The organism is Streptomyces sp. NBC_00012 (assembly GCF_045040875.1).
Classification (GTDB): domain Bacteria; phylum Actinomycetota; class Actinomycetes; order Streptomycetales; family Streptomycetaceae; genus Streptomyces.
On record NZ_CP108309.1, the window covers coordinates 3996845 to 4012158 of the forward strand.

Consider the following 15314-nt stretch of genomic DNA (forward strand, 5'->3'; position numbering starts at 1 on the left):
ACAGGGGCGATCCACACTCCAAATACTGAACACTCATTCAGTAAGGAGCCTGTGCAGTGCCTGGAGACACCATGTCGGATCCCCCCGCCGCCACCACCTCGATCACCGGCGGGGAAGCCCTGGTCCGGGCCCTGGCCGCACACGGCGTGACCAGGGCCTTCGGTATCCCCGGCACCCACAGCCTGGAGATCTACCGGCACCTGGCCGCCTACCGGATCGACCATCTCAACCCCCGCCACGAGCAGGGCGCGGGCTACGCCGCCGACGCCTACGCCCGGGTCTGCGGGCAGCCCGGCGTGGCGATCACCACCACCGGACCGGCCCTGCTGAACATCGCGGCCGCCGTCGGCCAGGCGTACTCCGACAGCGTCCCGCTGCTCGTCGTCTCACCCGGCATGCCGCTGCGCCACCCCCGCCAGCCGACCGGTCTGCTGCACGAGATGCGCAGCCAGACCGAGGCGCTGCGGGGCATCGCGGCCGTCAGCCACCGGGTGTCCTCGGTCGAGGAGATCGGCGTGGCGGTCGCCCGCGCCTTCACCCTCTTCCGCACCCGGCGCCCCCGGCCCGTGCACATCGAGGTGCCACTGGACCTGCTCACCGCCGAGGAACCGGCCGGGCCGGTACGGACCGCCCCACCGGTCTCCCCCGCGACGGCGGACCCGGACGCGCTCTCGGCGGCCGGCGAGGCACTGGGCTCGGCCACCCGGCCCGCGCTCGTGCTCGGTGGCGGAGCGCGCGGAGCCGCCGCCGAATGCCTGCGGCTGGCCGAAGGGCTGGGCGCCCCCGTGGTGACCACCGCCAACGGCAAGGGGATCGTCGCCGAGACCCACCCGCTGTCGCTCGGCGTCTCCCTGCACAGCCGGGCCGTCCGGCACTGGCTGGCCGAGCGCGACGTGGTGCTCGCCGTCGGCACGGAACTCGCCGAGTCCGACCTGTGGGCACCCCTGCCCGCACTCGGCGGCACCCTCGTCCGGGCCGACATCGATCCGGCGCAGATGTACGCGGGGCTGCCCGCGGACATCCCCCTGGTCGGCGACGCCCGCCACACCCTGCGCGCCCTCCTCGCCACCCTCCCCGAAGCCGCCCGCGCGCACCCCGGAACCCACCGGGCCGTCGCCGCCCTGCGCGCGGAGCGGAACGCCGAGACCAGGAGCGAGGACACACCCCTGCTGCCCTACCTGGCGGCCATCAGGTCAGTGCTCCCGGCGGACACGGTGCTCACCTCCGACAGCGCCCAGTGCTGCTACTACGGCGCGATCCCGCACCTGCCCGTCGCCCCGGAGGGCCGCTACCTGCACCCGACGGGCTTCGGCACACTCGGCTACGCGCTGCCCGCCGCCATCGGCGCAAGGACCGCGGACCCCGCCCGGCCGGTCGTCGCCCTGAGCGGCGACGGCGGCCTCCAGTTCTCCGTACAGGAGCTGGCCACCGCCGTACAGCTGCAACTCCCCCTGCCGGTCGTGGTCTTCGACAACGGCGGCTACGGCGAGATCCGCGACGAAATGGTGTCCCGCGGCAACCGCCCCACCGCGGTCGACCTGCCCCCGGTCGACCTGCCCGCCCTGGCCCGCGCCTACGGCGGCCACGGCGTGCGGGCCGGCTCCCCCGAGGCGCTGGCCGAGGCACTGCGCCACGCCCTGAACACCCCCGGCCCCACCCTCATCACCGTCCCCCTGGCCACCGCCCCCGAGGAGTTCCCCCGATGACCACCGCCACCACCGACCCCACCCCTCCCCTGATCTCCCTCACCTGGACCGACCAGGAGACCGGGCACCAGGGGCACCTGGTCATCGACCGCCTGGTGCGCGGTGTCTCCAGCGGCGGCCTGCGGATGCGCTCCGGCTGCACCCTGGAGGAGGTCACCGGCCTGGCCCGCGGCATGACGATGAAGGAGGCGCTGCACTACGACCCGCAGGCCCGCTACATCCCGCTGGGCGGCGCCAAGGGCGGCATCGACTGCGACCCGCGCGACCCCGCCGCCTACGGCGTCCTCGTCCGCTACCTGCGCGCCGTACGCCCCTACATCGAGCACTTCTGGACCACCGGCGAGGACCTCGGCCTCACCCAGGACCTGGTCGACCGGGCCGCCGCCGAGGCGGGCCTGGTCTCCTCCGTCCAGGCGGTCTACCCGCTCCTGGACGACGAGGAAGCCGCCCGGCGGCGCCTCGCCGACGCGTTCGCCATCGACGTGGACGGCATCGGCCTGGACGAACTGGTGGGCGGCTGCGGCGTCGCCGAATCGGTGCTCACGGCCCTGGACCGGGCCGGCGTCGCCCACCGGGAGACCCGCGTCGCGGTGCAGGGCCTCGGCACCATGGGCGGCGCCACCGCCCGCTTCCTGGCCCGCGCCGGGCTGCGCGTCGTCGCGGCCGCCGACATCAAGGGCACCATCGCCAACCCCGCCGGCCTGGACGTCGAGGCACTGCTCGCCGCCCGTGACAGCCACGGCACCGTGGACCGCGCCGCACTCCGCGCCGAGGACCGCGAACTGCCGGCCGACGCCTGGCTGACCACCGACGCCGAGGTACTGGTACCGGCCGCCGTCTCGTACGCCATCGACACCACCAACCAGGCGGGCATCACCGCCCGCTGGATCGTCGAGGCCGCCAACATGCCGGTGGTGCCGGAGGCGGAGGCGCTGCTGGCCGCACGCGGCATCACCGTACTCCCGGACGTCGTCGTCAACTCCGGTACGAACGCCTGGTGGTGGTGGACCCTGTTCGGCGACATCGGCGCCGACGCCGACGAGGCGTTCGCGCACACCCGCCGCTCGATGCGCACCCTGGTCGACCGGACCCTGGCCCGCGCCGAGTCCGAGCGCACCACCCCCCGAGCCGCCGCCCACGCCCTGGCCGCGGACCGGCTGCCGGTCGTCGCGGAACGGTTCGGATCATTCCGCTGACAGCCGGAATCCACCCGAAACCGCCGGCTGGCCCCGGACCGCGAACGACGAAACCCCGGCCCGGAGCCTGTCCGAACCGGGGTTTCCCTGAGCCCGCTGACGGATGCGAACCGCGACCTGCGCAGCCCGCATCCGCCCCTTCGCGTAGGGGACTTCGCTCAGCCGAGCGGGAGCTCCAGGACGGCTTCCTCCCCGGTCAGGGAGGTGATGGTGGTGGTGCTGTCCTGCTTGCCGGTGAACGCGTACAGCTTGTCGCGGCTGTTGACGACCAGGGCGAGGCGGTGACCGTCGGGCAGGTCGTAGGCGGCGGGCTGGAGTGCCCAGCTGACGGTCCGGTCCGTGCCGGGGCGCAGGTCCGTGGTGGTGAAGGGCTCGTGGGTGATGAGCCGGGCGCTGTCGTCCGCGGCCACGTCGAAGAGGTAGGCGACGAGGGTCGCGGCGTCCGCCTCGTCGGACCGGATCGAGAGCCGGATGGTGGTGGCGCCGCGGATCCGGCGGCCGCCCGTGAGTGCCTCGGTGGACCAGAGCAGCAGCTGGTTCCGCTCGAAGTCGGCCGGCTTGTAGCTCCTGGGGTTGCCGAACCACTCCTTCTGGCCGGTCTCCATGATCTCGTCCATGGCGGTGGCGGCGGTCTCGTGTCCGGCCGTGAAGTCACGGCTCCAGCCCGTGGACGGCTTGTCGGACAGGGTGCCGTCACCGTCGTCGCCGTTGCCGCTCAGGTACCAGGCCTCGCTGCCGGTGGTGGCCTCGGCCCAGGAGCGGAGCGGTTCGCGCCGCGCCGGGACGGTGATCCGCCGGCCACCGCCGATGACCGGGGCGGTCTCGTAGGTGAACATCACCTGGCTGTTGACCACCGGCCAGTCGGGCACCTCGTTGGCCTCCCCGAGCAGGTGGTGGTCGAGCCAGGCGTAGGCCTCCCGCATCGGGGTCAGCAGGCCGGGGAAGGGCATGCCGGTCGCCAGGCCGGTGATGCCGGCGCCTTCCGGGGCGCCGTGGTCGCCGATCCACAGGTTCAGGTGCTTGGGGGCGGTGATCTTCTCGAAGGCGGCGATCGCCTCGCCGGCCGGGAACAGGCTCTCGTGCCAGGTGTTCGAGTAGAAGGTCGGGATGCCCCGCGCGTTGGTGACGTCCACGTAGGTTTCCGGAGCGCGTTCGGTGCCCCAGGCCACCACACCCTCCATGTTCCGGCCGTCCCGGAAGTCCTGGAGGATCTGCCGTGTCTCCTCGTCGAACTTCTTCTCCTCCGTGTCGCCGGTGAAGTCGATCAGTGTCCGCACGGCCTCCAGGTGCCGGGTGCCGTTGTCGTAGAGGCTGGTGGCCAGGTTGCCCCAGGTGCTGAGCGCGGCCACGGCGGCGACTCGGTTCTCCTGGTCGTGCGCGGCGACCAGCTGGCTGATCCCGGAACCGTAGGACAGGCCCATGAACCCGATCCTGCTCGGCTCGAACAGCTCCTGCGCATGGTCGATCACGCGCGAGCCGTCCGCCCAGTCGTCCGGCCCGGCGATGTTGATGAGCCCCTCGGAGGTGTACGGCAGGTCCGGCTTGCCGATCCCCCGCGGCGTGTAGGCCAGCACGTGGTAACCGCGCGCCGCCAGCGCGAGGTAGCCGGCCATGAACGGCATCCAGCCGTACGGGTTCCACCCGGCGGGCACGATCACCACCGGGCGCGGCTCCGAGGCCTTCTGCTTGATCGCGAACGCGGAGAGGCCGATCTCCTCCGTCACGGAAACGCGCGGGAAGGTGATCCCGGCCTCCCGCAGGACACGGTTCACCAGCTCCTGCAGCTCCTCGGGGAGCGTGCCGGCCGGCGCGGTGCCCTGCACCGCCGCGAGCAGGGCCTTGGAGACGGCGAGAACCGACGGGTTGATATCCAGGCCGCCGCTGCGCCAAATGCCGTTGGCGGCGATGTCGGCGAGTGTCGCGTCAGTGATCGACGCGATCGGCTCTCCATCTGCTGTGGTCATACGAACCGCCCTTTTCTAGAAGGTCAGAGCGCCGGAGGGGGCGCCACCGGGCGGATCATGATCAGGGCCAACGGGGCCGAAACCGATGGGCAGCCAGTTGGACCCGAACGGACGAAAGGGCGTCTGCGGCTGCTGACACAGCCGCGAGGATCCGCTGCCACGTACGTCGACCGCCCACCGCGACAGCCGCTTGTGCGTGGTCCGGAAACGGCCCCGGCCTCTTCGGGAGGCCCCGCCACCGACGCCGCGTCCGCTGAAGCAGAGAACCCCAGCTCAGAGGTCTTCTGGGCTGGGGTTCCGGCAGAGCCCCCTGTCGGATTCGAACCGACGACCTACGCATTACAAGTGCGTTGCTCTGGCCAGCTGAGCTAAGGAGGCGTGCCGGAGCAGTGTAACCAACGTCGCACCCCGCGCGGTCCCAAAATTTCGCGGGCATCGAACTACTGACAGATTCCAAATGGCCAGGTAGCGTCGCTGAAGGTTCACTCAAGTGGACCAGACCACTCCCGCACTCGGATCGTCCGGCACGTTCCTGCCGGTGGAGGAGAAGATTCAGCATGGCCAGTGTCACGTTCGACAAGGCGTCCCGCGTCTACCCCGGCTCCACCAAGCCGGCCGTGGACCAGCTCGAGATCGACATCGCGGACGGTGAGTTCCTCGTCCTCGTCGGTCCTTCCGGTTGTGGCAAGTCGACCTCCCTGCGCATGCTCGCGGGTCTTGAGGACGTCAACGGTGGCGCGATCCGCATCGGTGACCGCGACGTCACGCACCTGCCCCCGAAGGACCGGGACATCGCCATGGTGTTCCAGAACTACGCGCTGTACCCGCACATGACCGTCGCGGACAACATGGGCTTCGCGCTCAAGATCGCCGGTGTCAACAAGACCGAAATCCGGGCGAAGGTCGAAGAGGCCGCCAAGATGCTGGACCTCACCGAGTACCTGGACCGCAAGCCGAAGGCGCTCTCCGGTGGTCAGCGGCAGCGTGTCGCGATGGGCCGGGCCATCGTGCGTGAGCCGCAGGTCTTCCTCATGGACGAGCCGCTGTCGAACCTCGACGCCAAGCTCCGTGTGTCCACCCGTACGCAGATCGCCTCGCTCCAGCGCCGCCTGGGCATCACGACCGTGTACGTCACCCACGACCAGGTCGAGGCCCTGACCATGGGTGACCGGGTCGCGGTCCTCAAGGACGGTCTGCTCCAGCAGGTCGACTCGCCGCGCAACATGTACGACAAGCCGGCGAACCTCTTCGTGGCCGGCTTCATCGGCTCCCCGGCCATGAACCTGATCGAGGTCCCGATCACCGACGGTGGTGTGAAGTTCGGCAACAGCGTCGTCCCGGTCTCCCGCGAGGCGCTCTCCGCCGCCGCGGACAAGGGCGACACGACCGTCACGGTCGGCATCCGCCCGGAGCACTTCGACATCGTCGAGCACGGTGGCGCGGCCGCGAAGTCCCTCTCGAAGGACAGCGCCGACGCCCCGGCCGGTCTGGCCGTCTCGGTCAACGTCGTCGAGGAGCTCGGCGCCGACGGCTTCGTCTACGGCTCCGCGCGGGTCGGCGGTCAGGACAAGGACCTGGTCGTCCGCGTCGGCGGCCGTGCCGTTCCGGAGAAGGGCACCAAGCTGCACGTCGTGCCGCGCCCGGACGAGCTGCACGTCTTCTCGACCTCGACGGGTGCCCGTCTCACCGACTGACGTCCCGCACACCCGCGACACAACGGCCCCGCACGTTCTGCGTGCGGGGCCGTTCGCGCGCCGTGGGGCGCCGGAGGGTTTGGATCCGCAGGGCGCCGGATTCCCCGGCACACCGGTCATTTCGGCTCCGTTCGTCAACACCGGATTCGAAAAGCATCCTCGAACCATCCCCCTCAAGAGTGACGAATTGTCGCCATATCATCACTGCCCGCTACGCTCGCTGCGTGACCCACACTGCGCGCCGCATCGGCCGATCCCTCGCCTTCGTACTGCCCGTCGTGATGGTCCTCTCCGGGACCCTCGCCGTCACCAGCGTGCCGTGGGCAGCGCACGGCACCGAGCCGCAGGTGCTGACCGCGTCGGCCCACGACATCTCCAAGCCCGCCAAGACACGCACCCCGCAGGACGCCCTCCGTGACCGGCTGCTCCTGGAGCTCCGGGAGAAGGACCCGGCGGTCGCGCTCACCGACCTCCAGCGCTCCGTCGAGGGCCGCCCCTCGCTCGCCCGGCACTGCATGTCGATCGCCAGGGCACTGGGCCGCGCCGCCGTCGAGAAGTACGGCCCCACCCACGCCCACCGGTTCTCGCGCCCCGTCTGCGACACGTCCTTCGCCTCGGGCGTCGCCCGGTTCAGCTGACCGGCCGCTCCGGGCACCGCATATCGTGCCTGGCATGCATACGTATCCGACGCAGGCCGTGGTCCTGGCAGGTGGCCAGGGGTCGCGGCTGCGCCCGTACACCGACGACCGCCCCAAGCCGATGGTCGAGATCCCGGGCACCGGGACTCCGATCATCGGCCATCAGCTTTCCTGGCTGGCCGCCGAAGGCGTGACCGACGCCGTGGTGTCGTGCGGTCATCTGGCCGAGGTGCTGCAGGAGTGGCTGGACTCGGCGGTGCTGCCGCTGCGCGTGACGACCGTCGTGGAGTCCGAGCCGCTGGGCCGCGGCGGCGGGCTGAAGTACGCCGCCGCCCGGCTGCCCGAACCCGAGCAGCCCTGGTACGCAACCAACGGCGACATCTGGACGCGCTTCTCCCTGCGCGAGATGGCCGCGTTCCACACCGAGCGCGACGCGACCGCCACGCTGGCCCTGGCCCGCCCCCGGATCCCGTGGGGTGCCGTGGAGACGGACGCGTTCGGGCACATCACCGACTTCATCGAGTCGCCGCCCTCGCCGTATCTGATCAACGCCGGTGTGTACGTCTTCTCCCCGGAGTTCACGACGCTGCTGCCGGACCGGGGCGACCACGAGCGCACGACGTTCCCCCGGCTGGCCCGCGAGCGCAGGCTCGCCGGGTACCCGCTCCCGCACGGCGCCTACTGGCGGGCCATCGACACGGCGAAGGACCTCACCGAGGCCGCCAAGGAGCTCGACGGGCAGTAGCGAAACCCGCTCGGTACGCGAGAGGGGCGGTCACCAGTTCCGTACCGGTGACCGCCCCTCTCGTCGTGGGCCGGGGCTGCGGCTCAGCCGAGCAGGCCGCCGATGGGGTTCTGCCCGGCGCCGGACGTACCGCCGGTGGAACCGCCGCTGTCCGAGCCGCCGGTGGAGCCGCCACCCGTACCGGTGGAACCGGAGGACGACGGGCCGGAGCTGCTGGACGGAGGCGGCTGCGGGGCCGTCTGTTGCGGGGTCTGCTGCCCGGTGCCCTGCGTCTGGCTGGGCCGGCCGGCACCGGCCACCTGGCCGGACTCGCGGACGGTGTCCGCGGCGGGCGTGGACGGCGCGGTGGACGGCGTCGTGGCGGCGCTGCTCCGGGACGGGGCGGGGCGCCGGCCGTCCGGGGTGTGCGAGGCCCGGCCGCCACGGGACTCCTGCGGGAGCGGGGAGCCGGGGAGCTGGTTGGTCGGGTCGGTGTTCGGGCCGGGCACGGTGACGACCTCCGTGGAGCGGACCGCGCCGCCGAGCACGGAGCCCACCAGCAGGGTGAGACCGACGACCACGGAGGCGACGACGGCGCCCCGGCGCAGCACCCGGCGGCGCAGGTCCCAGATCGCCGAGCGCGGGCCGAGCCTGCGCCAGGCCTCACCGGCGAGTCGTCCGTCGACGGAGTAGACGGGTGCGCCCGCGATGATCAGCGGGCTCCAGGCGGCGAGGTAGATGATGTCGGGCGCGTCGTAGGCGGCGACGGTGCGCCAGCTCACGGTGACCAGCAGGGCGGCGGAGAGCAGCGCGCCGAACGAGGCGGCGACGCGCTGCCAGAGGCCGAGGACGGTGAGGACGCCGACGACGACCTGGAGGAAGGCGACGGTGAGTCCGGCGCCGACGGGGTGGGAGAGCGCGAAGTCGCGCAGCGGTCCGGCCAGCGCCCAGGGGTGCAGCGAGGTCAGCCACTTGACCATGGAGCCGCGGTCGCCGCCGTCGAAGTAGACGGGGTCGCACAGCTTGCCCATGCCGGCGTAGATGGAGATGAAGCCGAGGAAGACCCGCAGCGGAAGCAGCACGACGCCGAGGTTCATCCGGCGGCCGGGGTAGTACGCGTGCCGGACCGAGTCGCCGCTCTGGCGGCCGCTACGGTCGTCGGCCTCCTCGTCGAACCCGTCCGCGTCGTCGTACGCCTGCTGTGCGTACGGCGCGCCGTCGTCGGTGTCGTAGGCGCCGACCGCCCGGCGCATGGGCGGCAGCAGCGGTCCGTTGCCGTAGCCGCCCGGCTGGTGGGGGGCGGTGATGACGGGGGTGGGCTGGGTCTCTTCGAGGAGGTCGATGAGCTGGGTGCCGGCCGTGCCGGGTCCGCCGTCGCGCTCCGGGACGGCGTAGGGGTCGTACGCGTCGTACCCGGTGGCCGGGGCCGGGCGGCCCGCGGTGGAGTTCCGTACGGCCTGGAGGAGGCCGGTGGCGCCGGGGTCTCCGGGGGCGGACCTGCCGCTCCACACGACGGGCGAGCGCCTGCCGCGGGCCGCTCCTGCACCGCTCATGGCGGGGATCCTGAGAGCGCCGGCGGGGGCCGGACCGCGCAGCCGCGGGCGCTGGCCGGGGGCGAGCTGCACCCGGAAGCTGGCGTGGTTGACGATGACCTGCGCAGGGTCGCAGTCCACCTTGGTCATGCTCAGGGCGGGTTGTTCGTCGAACCGAGGCGTTCTGGTGTCCACACTCATCTAACCGAGTGATCTGTGTTTAGGACACTGCCTTGACGGGCCCGATGTGTCCGAGGCCCGTCAACGGGGTCCGGCGGGGGCGACAGAGGCCCGTCCGCCGGACAGGGCCCCGGGCGGCCGCCCCCCGGCTGGGTGGAATTTCAGGCCCGGCGCCGCGCGACCTCGTACAGCACGATCCCGGCCGCGACACCCGCGTTCAGCGACTCCGCGCCGCCCGGCATCGAGATGCGGACCCGGTAGTCGCAGGTCTCGCCGACGAGGCGGCCGAGGCCCTTGCCCTCGCTGCCGATGACGATGACGACGGGACCGGCGAGCTCTTCCAGGTCCTCGACGGTGTGCTCGCCGTCTGCGGCCAGGCCGACGACCGTGAGGCCGGCCTTCTGGTAGCCCTCCAGGGCGCGGGTCAGGTTGGTCACCCGGGAGACCGGCGTACGGGCCGCCGTGCCGGCCGAGGACTTCCAGGCGCCCGCCGTCATCCCGGCCGCGCGCCGCTCGGGCACGACCACGCCGTGCCCGCCGAACGCGGAGACGGAGCGGACGATGGCGCCCAGGTTGCGCGGGTCGGTGACGCCGTCGAGGGCGACGATCAGCGGGTCCTCGCCGTTGTCGTACGCGGCGGCGGTGAGGTCCTCCGGGTGGGCGTACTCGTACGGCGGGACCTGGAGGACGAGGCCCTGGTGGTTCAGGCCGTTCGTCATCCGGTCCAGCTCGGGGCGCGGGGCCTCCATCAGGTTGATGTTGCCGCGCGCGCCGGCGAGCTGGAGCGCCTCGCGGACCCGCTCGTCGTTGTCGATGTACTGCTGGACGTACAGGGTCGTCGCCGGGACGCCGTCGCGCAGGGCCTCGTAGACCGGGTTGCGGCCGACGACCATCTCGGACGTGCCCTTGGCGCCGCCTCGCCGGGGCGCGGGGCGGCGGTTGGCGGCCTGCTTGGCCTTGGCGGTCGCGATGCGGTTCTTCTTGTGCTTCTTGCGGGCCTCGGCGGGCGGCGTCGGGCCCTTGCCTTCGAGGCCACGGCGTCGCTGCCCGCCGCTGCCGACCTGCATGCCCTTCTTGTTGGACGTGCGGCGGTTCCTGCGCTGGCTGTTCCCGGCCATGACCTACCTGTTTCGTTGCTTCTCAGACATGCGTACGTATAAGTGAAGTGTGCCGCCCGGAACGCCGGGCGGCACACGGTGGGGACTACTGGCGCGGGCCGAGTGTCCACCGCGGTCCGGTGGGACTGTCCTCGATGACGAGTCCGGACTGGTTGAGCTGGTCGCGAATGGCGTCGGCGGCGGGCCAGTCCTTGCGCTCGCGGGCCGACTGGCGCTGGTCGAGGACGAGGCGTACGAGCGTGTCGACGACGCCGTGCAGATCGTCGCCGCGGTCGCTCTCGCCCGCCCAGTGCTCGTCGAGCGGGTCGAGGCCGAGGACGCCGAGCATCGCGCGGACCTCCGCGAGCCGGGCGACGGCGGCTTCCTTGTCGTCGGCGGCCAGTGCGGAGTTGCCCTGGCGGACGGTGGTGTGGACGATCGCGAGCGCCTGCGGGACGCCCAGGTCGTCGTCCATCGCCTCGGCGAAGGCCGGCGGCACCTCGGCGGCGGGCTCGACCGTCTCGCCCGCCTTCTCGGTGACGCGCTGGACGAAGCCCTCGATCCGTGCGAACGCGGACTCGGCCTCGCGCAGGGCCTCCTCGCTGTACTCGATCATCGACCGGTAGTGCGGGGTGCCGAGGTAGTAGCGCAGCACGATCGGGCGCCAGGCCTTGACCATCTCGCTGACCAGCACGGAGTTGCCCAGCGACTTCGACATCTTCTCGCCGGACATGGTGACCCAGCCGTTGTGCACCCAGTACTTCGCGAACTCGTCGCCGTACGCCTTGGCCTGGGCGATCTCGTTCTCGTGGTGCGGGAAGATCAGGTCGATACCGCCGCCGTGGATGTCGAAGGCGGTGCCGAGGTACTTGTGCGCCATGGCGGAGCACTCCAGGTGCCAGCCGGGGCGGCCGCGGCCCCACGGGGTCTCCCAGCTGGGCTCGCCCGGCTTGGTGGCCTTCCACATGGCGAAGTCGCGCTGGTCGCGCTTGCCGGTCTCGCCGTCGCCGGACGGCTGGCGCAGGTCGTCCAGGTCCTGGTTGGAGAGCTCCAGGTAGCCGGGGAACGAGCGCACGTCGAAGTAGACGTTGCCGTCGGCCGCGTAGGCGTGACCGCGTTCGATCAGGCCCCGCATCATCTCGATCATCTCGGGGACGTGGCCGGTGGCACGGGGCTCGTAGGTGACCGGGAGGCAGCCGAGCGCGTCGTAGCCGGCGTTGAACGCCCGCTCGTTCTCGTAGCCGATGGCCCACCAGGGGCGGCCCTGTTCCGCCGACTTCGCGATGATCTTGTCGTCGATGTCGGTGACGTTCCGGACGAAGGTGACGTCGTAGCCGCGGTACTGGAACCAGCGGCGCATGATGTCGAAGTTCAGCCCGGACCGGATGTGCCCGATGTGCGGGGCGGCCTGGACGGTCGCGCCACAGAGGTAGATCGAGACACAGCCCGCTGTGAGCGGTACGAAGTCACGGATCTGCCGGGCGCTGGTGTCGTACAGGCGAATAGTCACGCCTCAAGGGTAGTGGGCGCGCACCAGTGCCCCGCGACCCCTTGGGGGGATCGCGGGGACACGTTCGTCGCGGCGGGGGTGTCTCAGATGCTCCCGACGACCTTGCGCGGGGTGATCCGGACGACGACCCGCTGGGCGTCGTCGACGGAGGCGGGGTTGAACTCCGCGTACTTCTTGCCGGTGTACTTCGCGGACAGCTCCTCGATGAGCTCCTCGCCGCCCTCGCTGGTCAGCTCGGCGGTGCCGCGGATCTCGGCGTACGTGTACGGGGAGGCGAAGGGCTGCACGACGACGGCGACCCGCGGGTCGCGGCGCAGGTTCTTCTCCTTGCGGCGGCCGACCGTCGTCGAGATGAGTACGTCGTCGCCGTCGCGCTTGACCCAGACCGGGGAGAGCTGGGGGCTGCCGTCGGGCTGGATGGTGGCGACGGTGACGAAGACGGGGGTGTCGAGAAGCGCCTTGAGGTCTTCGGAGAGTGCGGCGGTCATGGCGTACGTCCTCCCAGTGGGATCGGTGGTGTTTCTACCCGTACCCCAACCCCGTCTCGATCCTCCCGCTTCCCGGTCCTGCCCACCGGAAGGGTCAGGGTGGGGCCGGCGGTGGGGCCGGTGGTGGGTTCGGTTGTGGGTTCGGCGGTGGGGCCGGTGGTGGGTTCGGTGGTCATGGGGTCGCTCCGCCGAGGGTGGTGCTTGTGACCGCCTCGACGGTGGGTCCTGCGGTCATGGGGTCATCCCGCCGAAGGTTTCGGCGGGGTGGTCCGGGGCCCCTCCGGGGCGTCTCCTCGGACGACGAACGTTCCGCGGGTACGCGGGGAACCCGGGTATCCGTTCGTCGTCCTGCGGGGACTCCCCTGCACGGCCCCGGACCGGGCCGTCGTGCGTGTGCGGGCGGGTGGGCGGGCAGGCGGTGCCACCGGGGCGCCGTACGCAGCCGGGTGCCGCGTCGGTTCCGGGGGGCTGGGTCTCTCCGGGGCGTTCACGCCGTGCCTGCCCTGGTACGGACACGGCCCCGGACCGCTGCCGCCGTGAGGACGGCCAGCGCGCCCAGGGCGGCGAGCGCGGCGGCGGGGGCCCGTTCCACGTACGGCATGTTCTCCGACAGCATCCGGCCCCACTCCGGCGCCGGTGCCTGCGTGCCCAGGCCGAGGAAGCCGAAGGAGGCGAGGGCCAGCGCGATGGCCGGGACGCGCAGGACCGCGTGGCGCAGGACCGGGGGCACGACGGCGGGCAGCAGGTGGCATCGGGCCAGATGCCACCGCCCGGCGCCCGTGGAGCGGGCTCCGCCGGTCGCCGCGACGAAGTCGCACAGCTCGCGCACCAGCCGCCGGGCCAGTCCGTTCCTGCGGCGACCGGGCGCGACATAGATCCGGCAGAGCTGGGCGGTGGTACCGGACGGAAAGCGGTCCGCGACCCACTGCGGATTGGGCGGCGCCTGGGGCCCCCGGTCGCGCACCGCACCGGTGGCGACGATCTCGCCGTCGCACTCGACGACCAGCAGGGTGCAGCGCTCCGGGCGCAGGTAGGCGCCGTCGGGATCGATGATGTCGGCGTGCCAGCGCGGTACGTAACCGGACCTCAGGTCGCGGTAGACGGTGTCGAGCATCACGGCCCGCGCACCGCCGAGGTCGGCGGCGGTGGCGGTGCGCGGTACGTACCCGTCGGTCCCGGCCCGTACCGGCGCCACCGTCGTCGTGCTCATCCGCGAGCCCACCGTCCTCGTACGACACATCGCTCGCCGAACCGGCGTACGTGCAAGCGATGTGCAACAAGGCCGTGCCCCTGGGGGTCACAGCAGGTCAGGGCCGTGCAGGGGTCAGCTGGTGCGGTAGACCAGCGCGGTCGCGATCCCGGCGATGCCCTCACCCCGGCCGGTGAAGCCGAGCCCGTCGGAGGTGGCCGCGGAGAGCGAGACGGGCGCCCCCACGGCGGCCGACAGCACCTTCTGCGCCTCGTCGCGCCGCTTGCCGATCTTCGGCCGTACGCCGACGACCTGGACGGCGACATTGCCGATCTCGAAGCCCCCGGCCCGCACGATCCGGGCCGCCTCGGTCAGCAGGGTCACCCCGGCGGCGCCGGACCACTCGGGCCGCCCGGTACCGAAGTGCTGCCCGAGGTCGCCGAGCCCGGCGGCCGAGAAGAGCGCGTTGCACGCGGCGTGCGCGACGACATCGGCGTCCGAGTGCCCGGCGAGCCCCGGCCCCTCGCCCTCCCAGAGCAGCCCCGCGCACCACAGATCTCGGCCCTCCTCGAAGGCGTGGATGTCGGTACCGATCCCGACCTGCGGGATCACGGGAGCGTTCCGTTCCTCAGAAGCCATCGTTCGCCCTCCTGCGCGCGAGTACCGCTTCGGCCAGCACCAGATCCAGCGGCCGGGTCACCTTGAACGCCTCTTCGTGCCCGGGGACGACCACCACGGGCGCCCCGAGCTGCTCCACCATGCCCGCGTCGTCCGTCGCACCCTCGCCGCTGACGGCGACGGTCCCGTGCGCCCGTACGAGCGTGTCGCGGTCGAAGCCCTGCGGGGTCTGCACGGCACGCAGCCTGGCCCGTACGGGCGTGCCGAGCACCGGCTCCGGCTCCCCCGGCGCACCGGGCTCGACCTCCTTGACGGTGTCGGCCAGCGGCAGCGCGGGGACGACGGCGGGCGCCCCGTCCCGTACCGCCTCGATCACCGCGTCCACCGTGTCGACGGGCACCAGCGGGCGCGCCGCGTCGTGGACCAGGACGACGGAGACGTCCTCGGGCAGCGCGTCGACGCCGAGCCGCACGGACTCCTGGCGGGTGTCGCCGCCGGGCACGACGAGGTAGTCGGTGCGCTCGGGCAGGGCGTGCTCGTCGAGCAGGTTCTTGACCTCGCCGGCGCCGTCCGGCGGCGCGACGACCACGACCAGGGAGACGGCACGGGACTCCGCCATGGCCCGTACCGCGTGGATGAGCATGGGCGTACCGCCCAGCGCGCGGAGCGCCTTGGGGGCACCCGGCCCGAGCCGTACGCCGCGGCCGGCTGCGGGAATGACGGCGGCCGTGCGGTGCGGACGCGATTGATCAGACATCGATTGCACTCCGGAGCTTCG

At 72.2% G+C, this 15314-nt stretch carries 13 protein-coding genes and 1 tRNA gene; 5 read left to right on the forward strand and 9 right to left on the reverse strand.

The features are described 5' to 3' along the window. Positions 1-71: 71 nt before the first annotated feature. Both OHA19_RS18300 and OHA19_RS18305 read left to right on the forward strand, forming a co-directional pair. A complete protein-coding gene (locus tag OHA19_RS18300; protein ID WP_405750778.1) occupies positions 72-1706 on the forward strand; it encodes a thiamine pyrophosphate-binding protein in 1635 nt (544 codons plus the stop codon). Next, positions 1703-2902 (forward strand): Glu/Leu/Phe/Val dehydrogenase dimerization domain-containing protein, encoded by a 1200-nt coding sequence (locus OHA19_RS18305; RefSeq protein WP_405750781.1) that lies wholly within the window; start codon positions 1703-1705, stop codon positions 2900-2902. Before OHA19_RS18300 ends, OHA19_RS18305 begins: the two co-directional genes overlap by 4 nt. 158 nt (positions 2903-3060) lie before the next feature. Here OHA19_RS18305 and OHA19_RS18310 read toward each other — a convergent pair whose 3' ends face one another. Continuing rightward, positions 3061-4866: a CocE/NonD family hydrolase gene (locus OHA19_RS18310; protein ID WP_405750783.1), complete on the reverse strand. Its 1806-nt coding sequence runs from the start codon at positions 4864-4866 to the stop codon at positions 3061-3063. A gap of 304 nt (positions 4867-5170) precedes the next feature. Next, positions 5171-5244: transfer RNA gene (locus tag OHA19_RS18315), tRNA-Thr, on the reverse strand. Positions 5245-5423: 179 nt separating this feature from the next. On the opposite strand from OHA19_RS18315, the gene OHA19_RS18320 reads away from it, so the two are divergent. The 3 genes from OHA19_RS18320 (at position 5424) to OHA19_RS18330 (ending at position 7943) form a co-directional block, all read left to right on the forward strand. Beyond that, the gene (locus OHA19_RS18320) at positions 5424-6560 is read left to right on the forward strand and encodes a sn-glycerol-3-phosphate ABC transporter ATP-binding protein UgpC (RefSeq protein ID WP_358952922.1); all 1137 of its coding nucleotides are present in this window, start codon (positions 5424-5426) and stop codon (positions 6558-6560) included. 224 nt (positions 6561-6784) lie between these two features. Beyond that, positions 6785-7198, forward strand: coding sequence for a hypothetical protein (locus OHA19_RS18325; protein WP_405715254.1), 414 nt, complete (start codon positions 6785-6787; stop codon positions 7196-7198). Positions 7199-7232: 34 nt separating this feature from the next. Next, positions 7233-7943, forward strand: coding sequence for an NDP-sugar synthase (locus OHA19_RS18330; RefSeq protein WP_405715252.1), 711 nt, complete (start codon positions 7233-7235; stop codon positions 7941-7943). Between the two features lie 83 nt (positions 7944-8026). Here the strand turns inward: OHA19_RS18330 and OHA19_RS18335 are convergent, their stop codons facing one another. From OHA19_RS18335 to ispD, 7 genes are all read right to left on the reverse strand, one after another. Continuing rightward, complete coding sequence (locus tag OHA19_RS18335; protein ID WP_405715250.1) at positions 8027-9655, reverse strand: DoxX family membrane protein; 1629 nt, start codon at positions 9653-9655, stop codon at positions 8027-8029. A 140-nt stretch (positions 9656-9795) separates the two neighbouring features. Then, positions 9796-10752 carry a 23S rRNA (guanosine(2251)-2'-O)-methyltransferase RlmB gene (rlmB, locus tag OHA19_RS18340; protein ID WP_405715249.1) on the reverse strand — a complete coding sequence of 319 codons (957 nt, stop codon included), beginning with the start codon at positions 10750-10752 and terminating at the stop codon, positions 9796-9798. Between the two features lie 85 nt (positions 10753-10837). Then, entirely contained in the window at positions 10838-12241 is a 1404-nt protein-coding gene (gene cysS, locus OHA19_RS18345) for a cysteine--tRNA ligase (RefSeq protein ID WP_405715247.1), read from the reverse strand. 83 nt (positions 12242-12324) lie between these two features. Next, complete coding sequence (locus OHA19_RS18350) at positions 12325-12729, reverse strand: PPOX class F420-dependent oxidoreductase (RefSeq protein ID WP_405715245.1); 405 nt, start codon at positions 12727-12729, stop codon at positions 12325-12327. A gap of 487 nt (positions 12730-13216) precedes the next feature. Continuing rightward, entirely contained in the window at positions 13217-13939 is a 723-nt protein-coding gene (locus OHA19_RS18355; protein ID WP_405715243.1) for a GNAT family N-acetyltransferase, read from the reverse strand. Between the two features lie 114 nt (positions 13940-14053). Continuing rightward, entirely contained in the window at positions 14054-14557 is a 504-nt protein-coding gene (ispF, locus tag OHA19_RS18360; RefSeq protein WP_405715241.1) for a 2-C-methyl-D-erythritol 2,4-cyclodiphosphate synthase, read from the reverse strand. Beyond that, the gene (ispD, locus tag OHA19_RS18365; protein WP_405715239.1) at positions 14547-15293 is read right to left on the reverse strand and encodes a 2-C-methyl-D-erythritol 4-phosphate cytidylyltransferase; all 747 of its coding nucleotides are present in this window, start codon (positions 15291-15293) and stop codon (positions 14547-14549) included. Before ispD ends, ispF begins: the two co-directional genes overlap by 11 nt. Positions 15294-15314: the final 21 nt, after the last annotated feature.

Coding starts and splice junctions, on each gene's coding strand:
- OHA19_RS18350 (WP_405715245.1), bottom strand. CDS start 12,729: ATGACCGCCGCACTCTCCGAAGACCTCAAGGCGCTTCTCGACACCCCC.
- OHA19_RS18330 (WP_405715252.1), top strand. CDS start 7,233: ATGCATACGTATCCGACGCAGGCCGTGGTCCTGGCAGGTGGCCAGGGG.
- ispD (WP_405715239.1), bottom strand. CDS start 15,293: ATGTCTGATCAATCGCGTCCGCACCGCACGGCCGCCGTCATTCCCGCA.
- OHA19_RS18310 (WP_405750783.1), bottom strand. CDS start 4,866: ATGACCACAGCAGATGGAGAGCCGATCGCGTCGATCACTGACGCGACA.
- OHA19_RS18335 (WP_405715250.1), bottom strand. CDS start 9,655: ATGAGTGTGGACACCAGAACGCCTCGGTTCGACGAACAACCCGCCCTG.
- OHA19_RS18300 (WP_405750778.1), top strand. CDS start 72: ATGTCGGATCCCCCCGCCGCCACCACCTCGATCACCGGCGGGGAAGCC.
- OHA19_RS18355 (WP_405715243.1), bottom strand. CDS start 13,939: ATGAGCACGACGACGGTGGCGCCGGTACGGGCCGGGACCGACGGGTAC.
- OHA19_RS18320 (WP_358952922.1), top strand. CDS start 5,424: ATGGCCAGTGTCACGTTCGACAAGGCGTCCCGCGTCTACCCCGGCTCC.
- ispF (WP_405715241.1), bottom strand. CDS start 14,557: ATGGCTTCTGAGGAACGGAACGCTCCCGTGATCCCGCAGGTCGGGATC.
- rlmB (WP_405715249.1), bottom strand. CDS start 10,752: ATGGCCGGGAACAGCCAGCGCAGGAACCGCCGCACGTCCAACAAGAAG.
- OHA19_RS18305 (WP_405750781.1), top strand. CDS start 1,703: ATGACCACCGCCACCACCGACCCCACCCCTCCCCTGATCTCCCTCACC.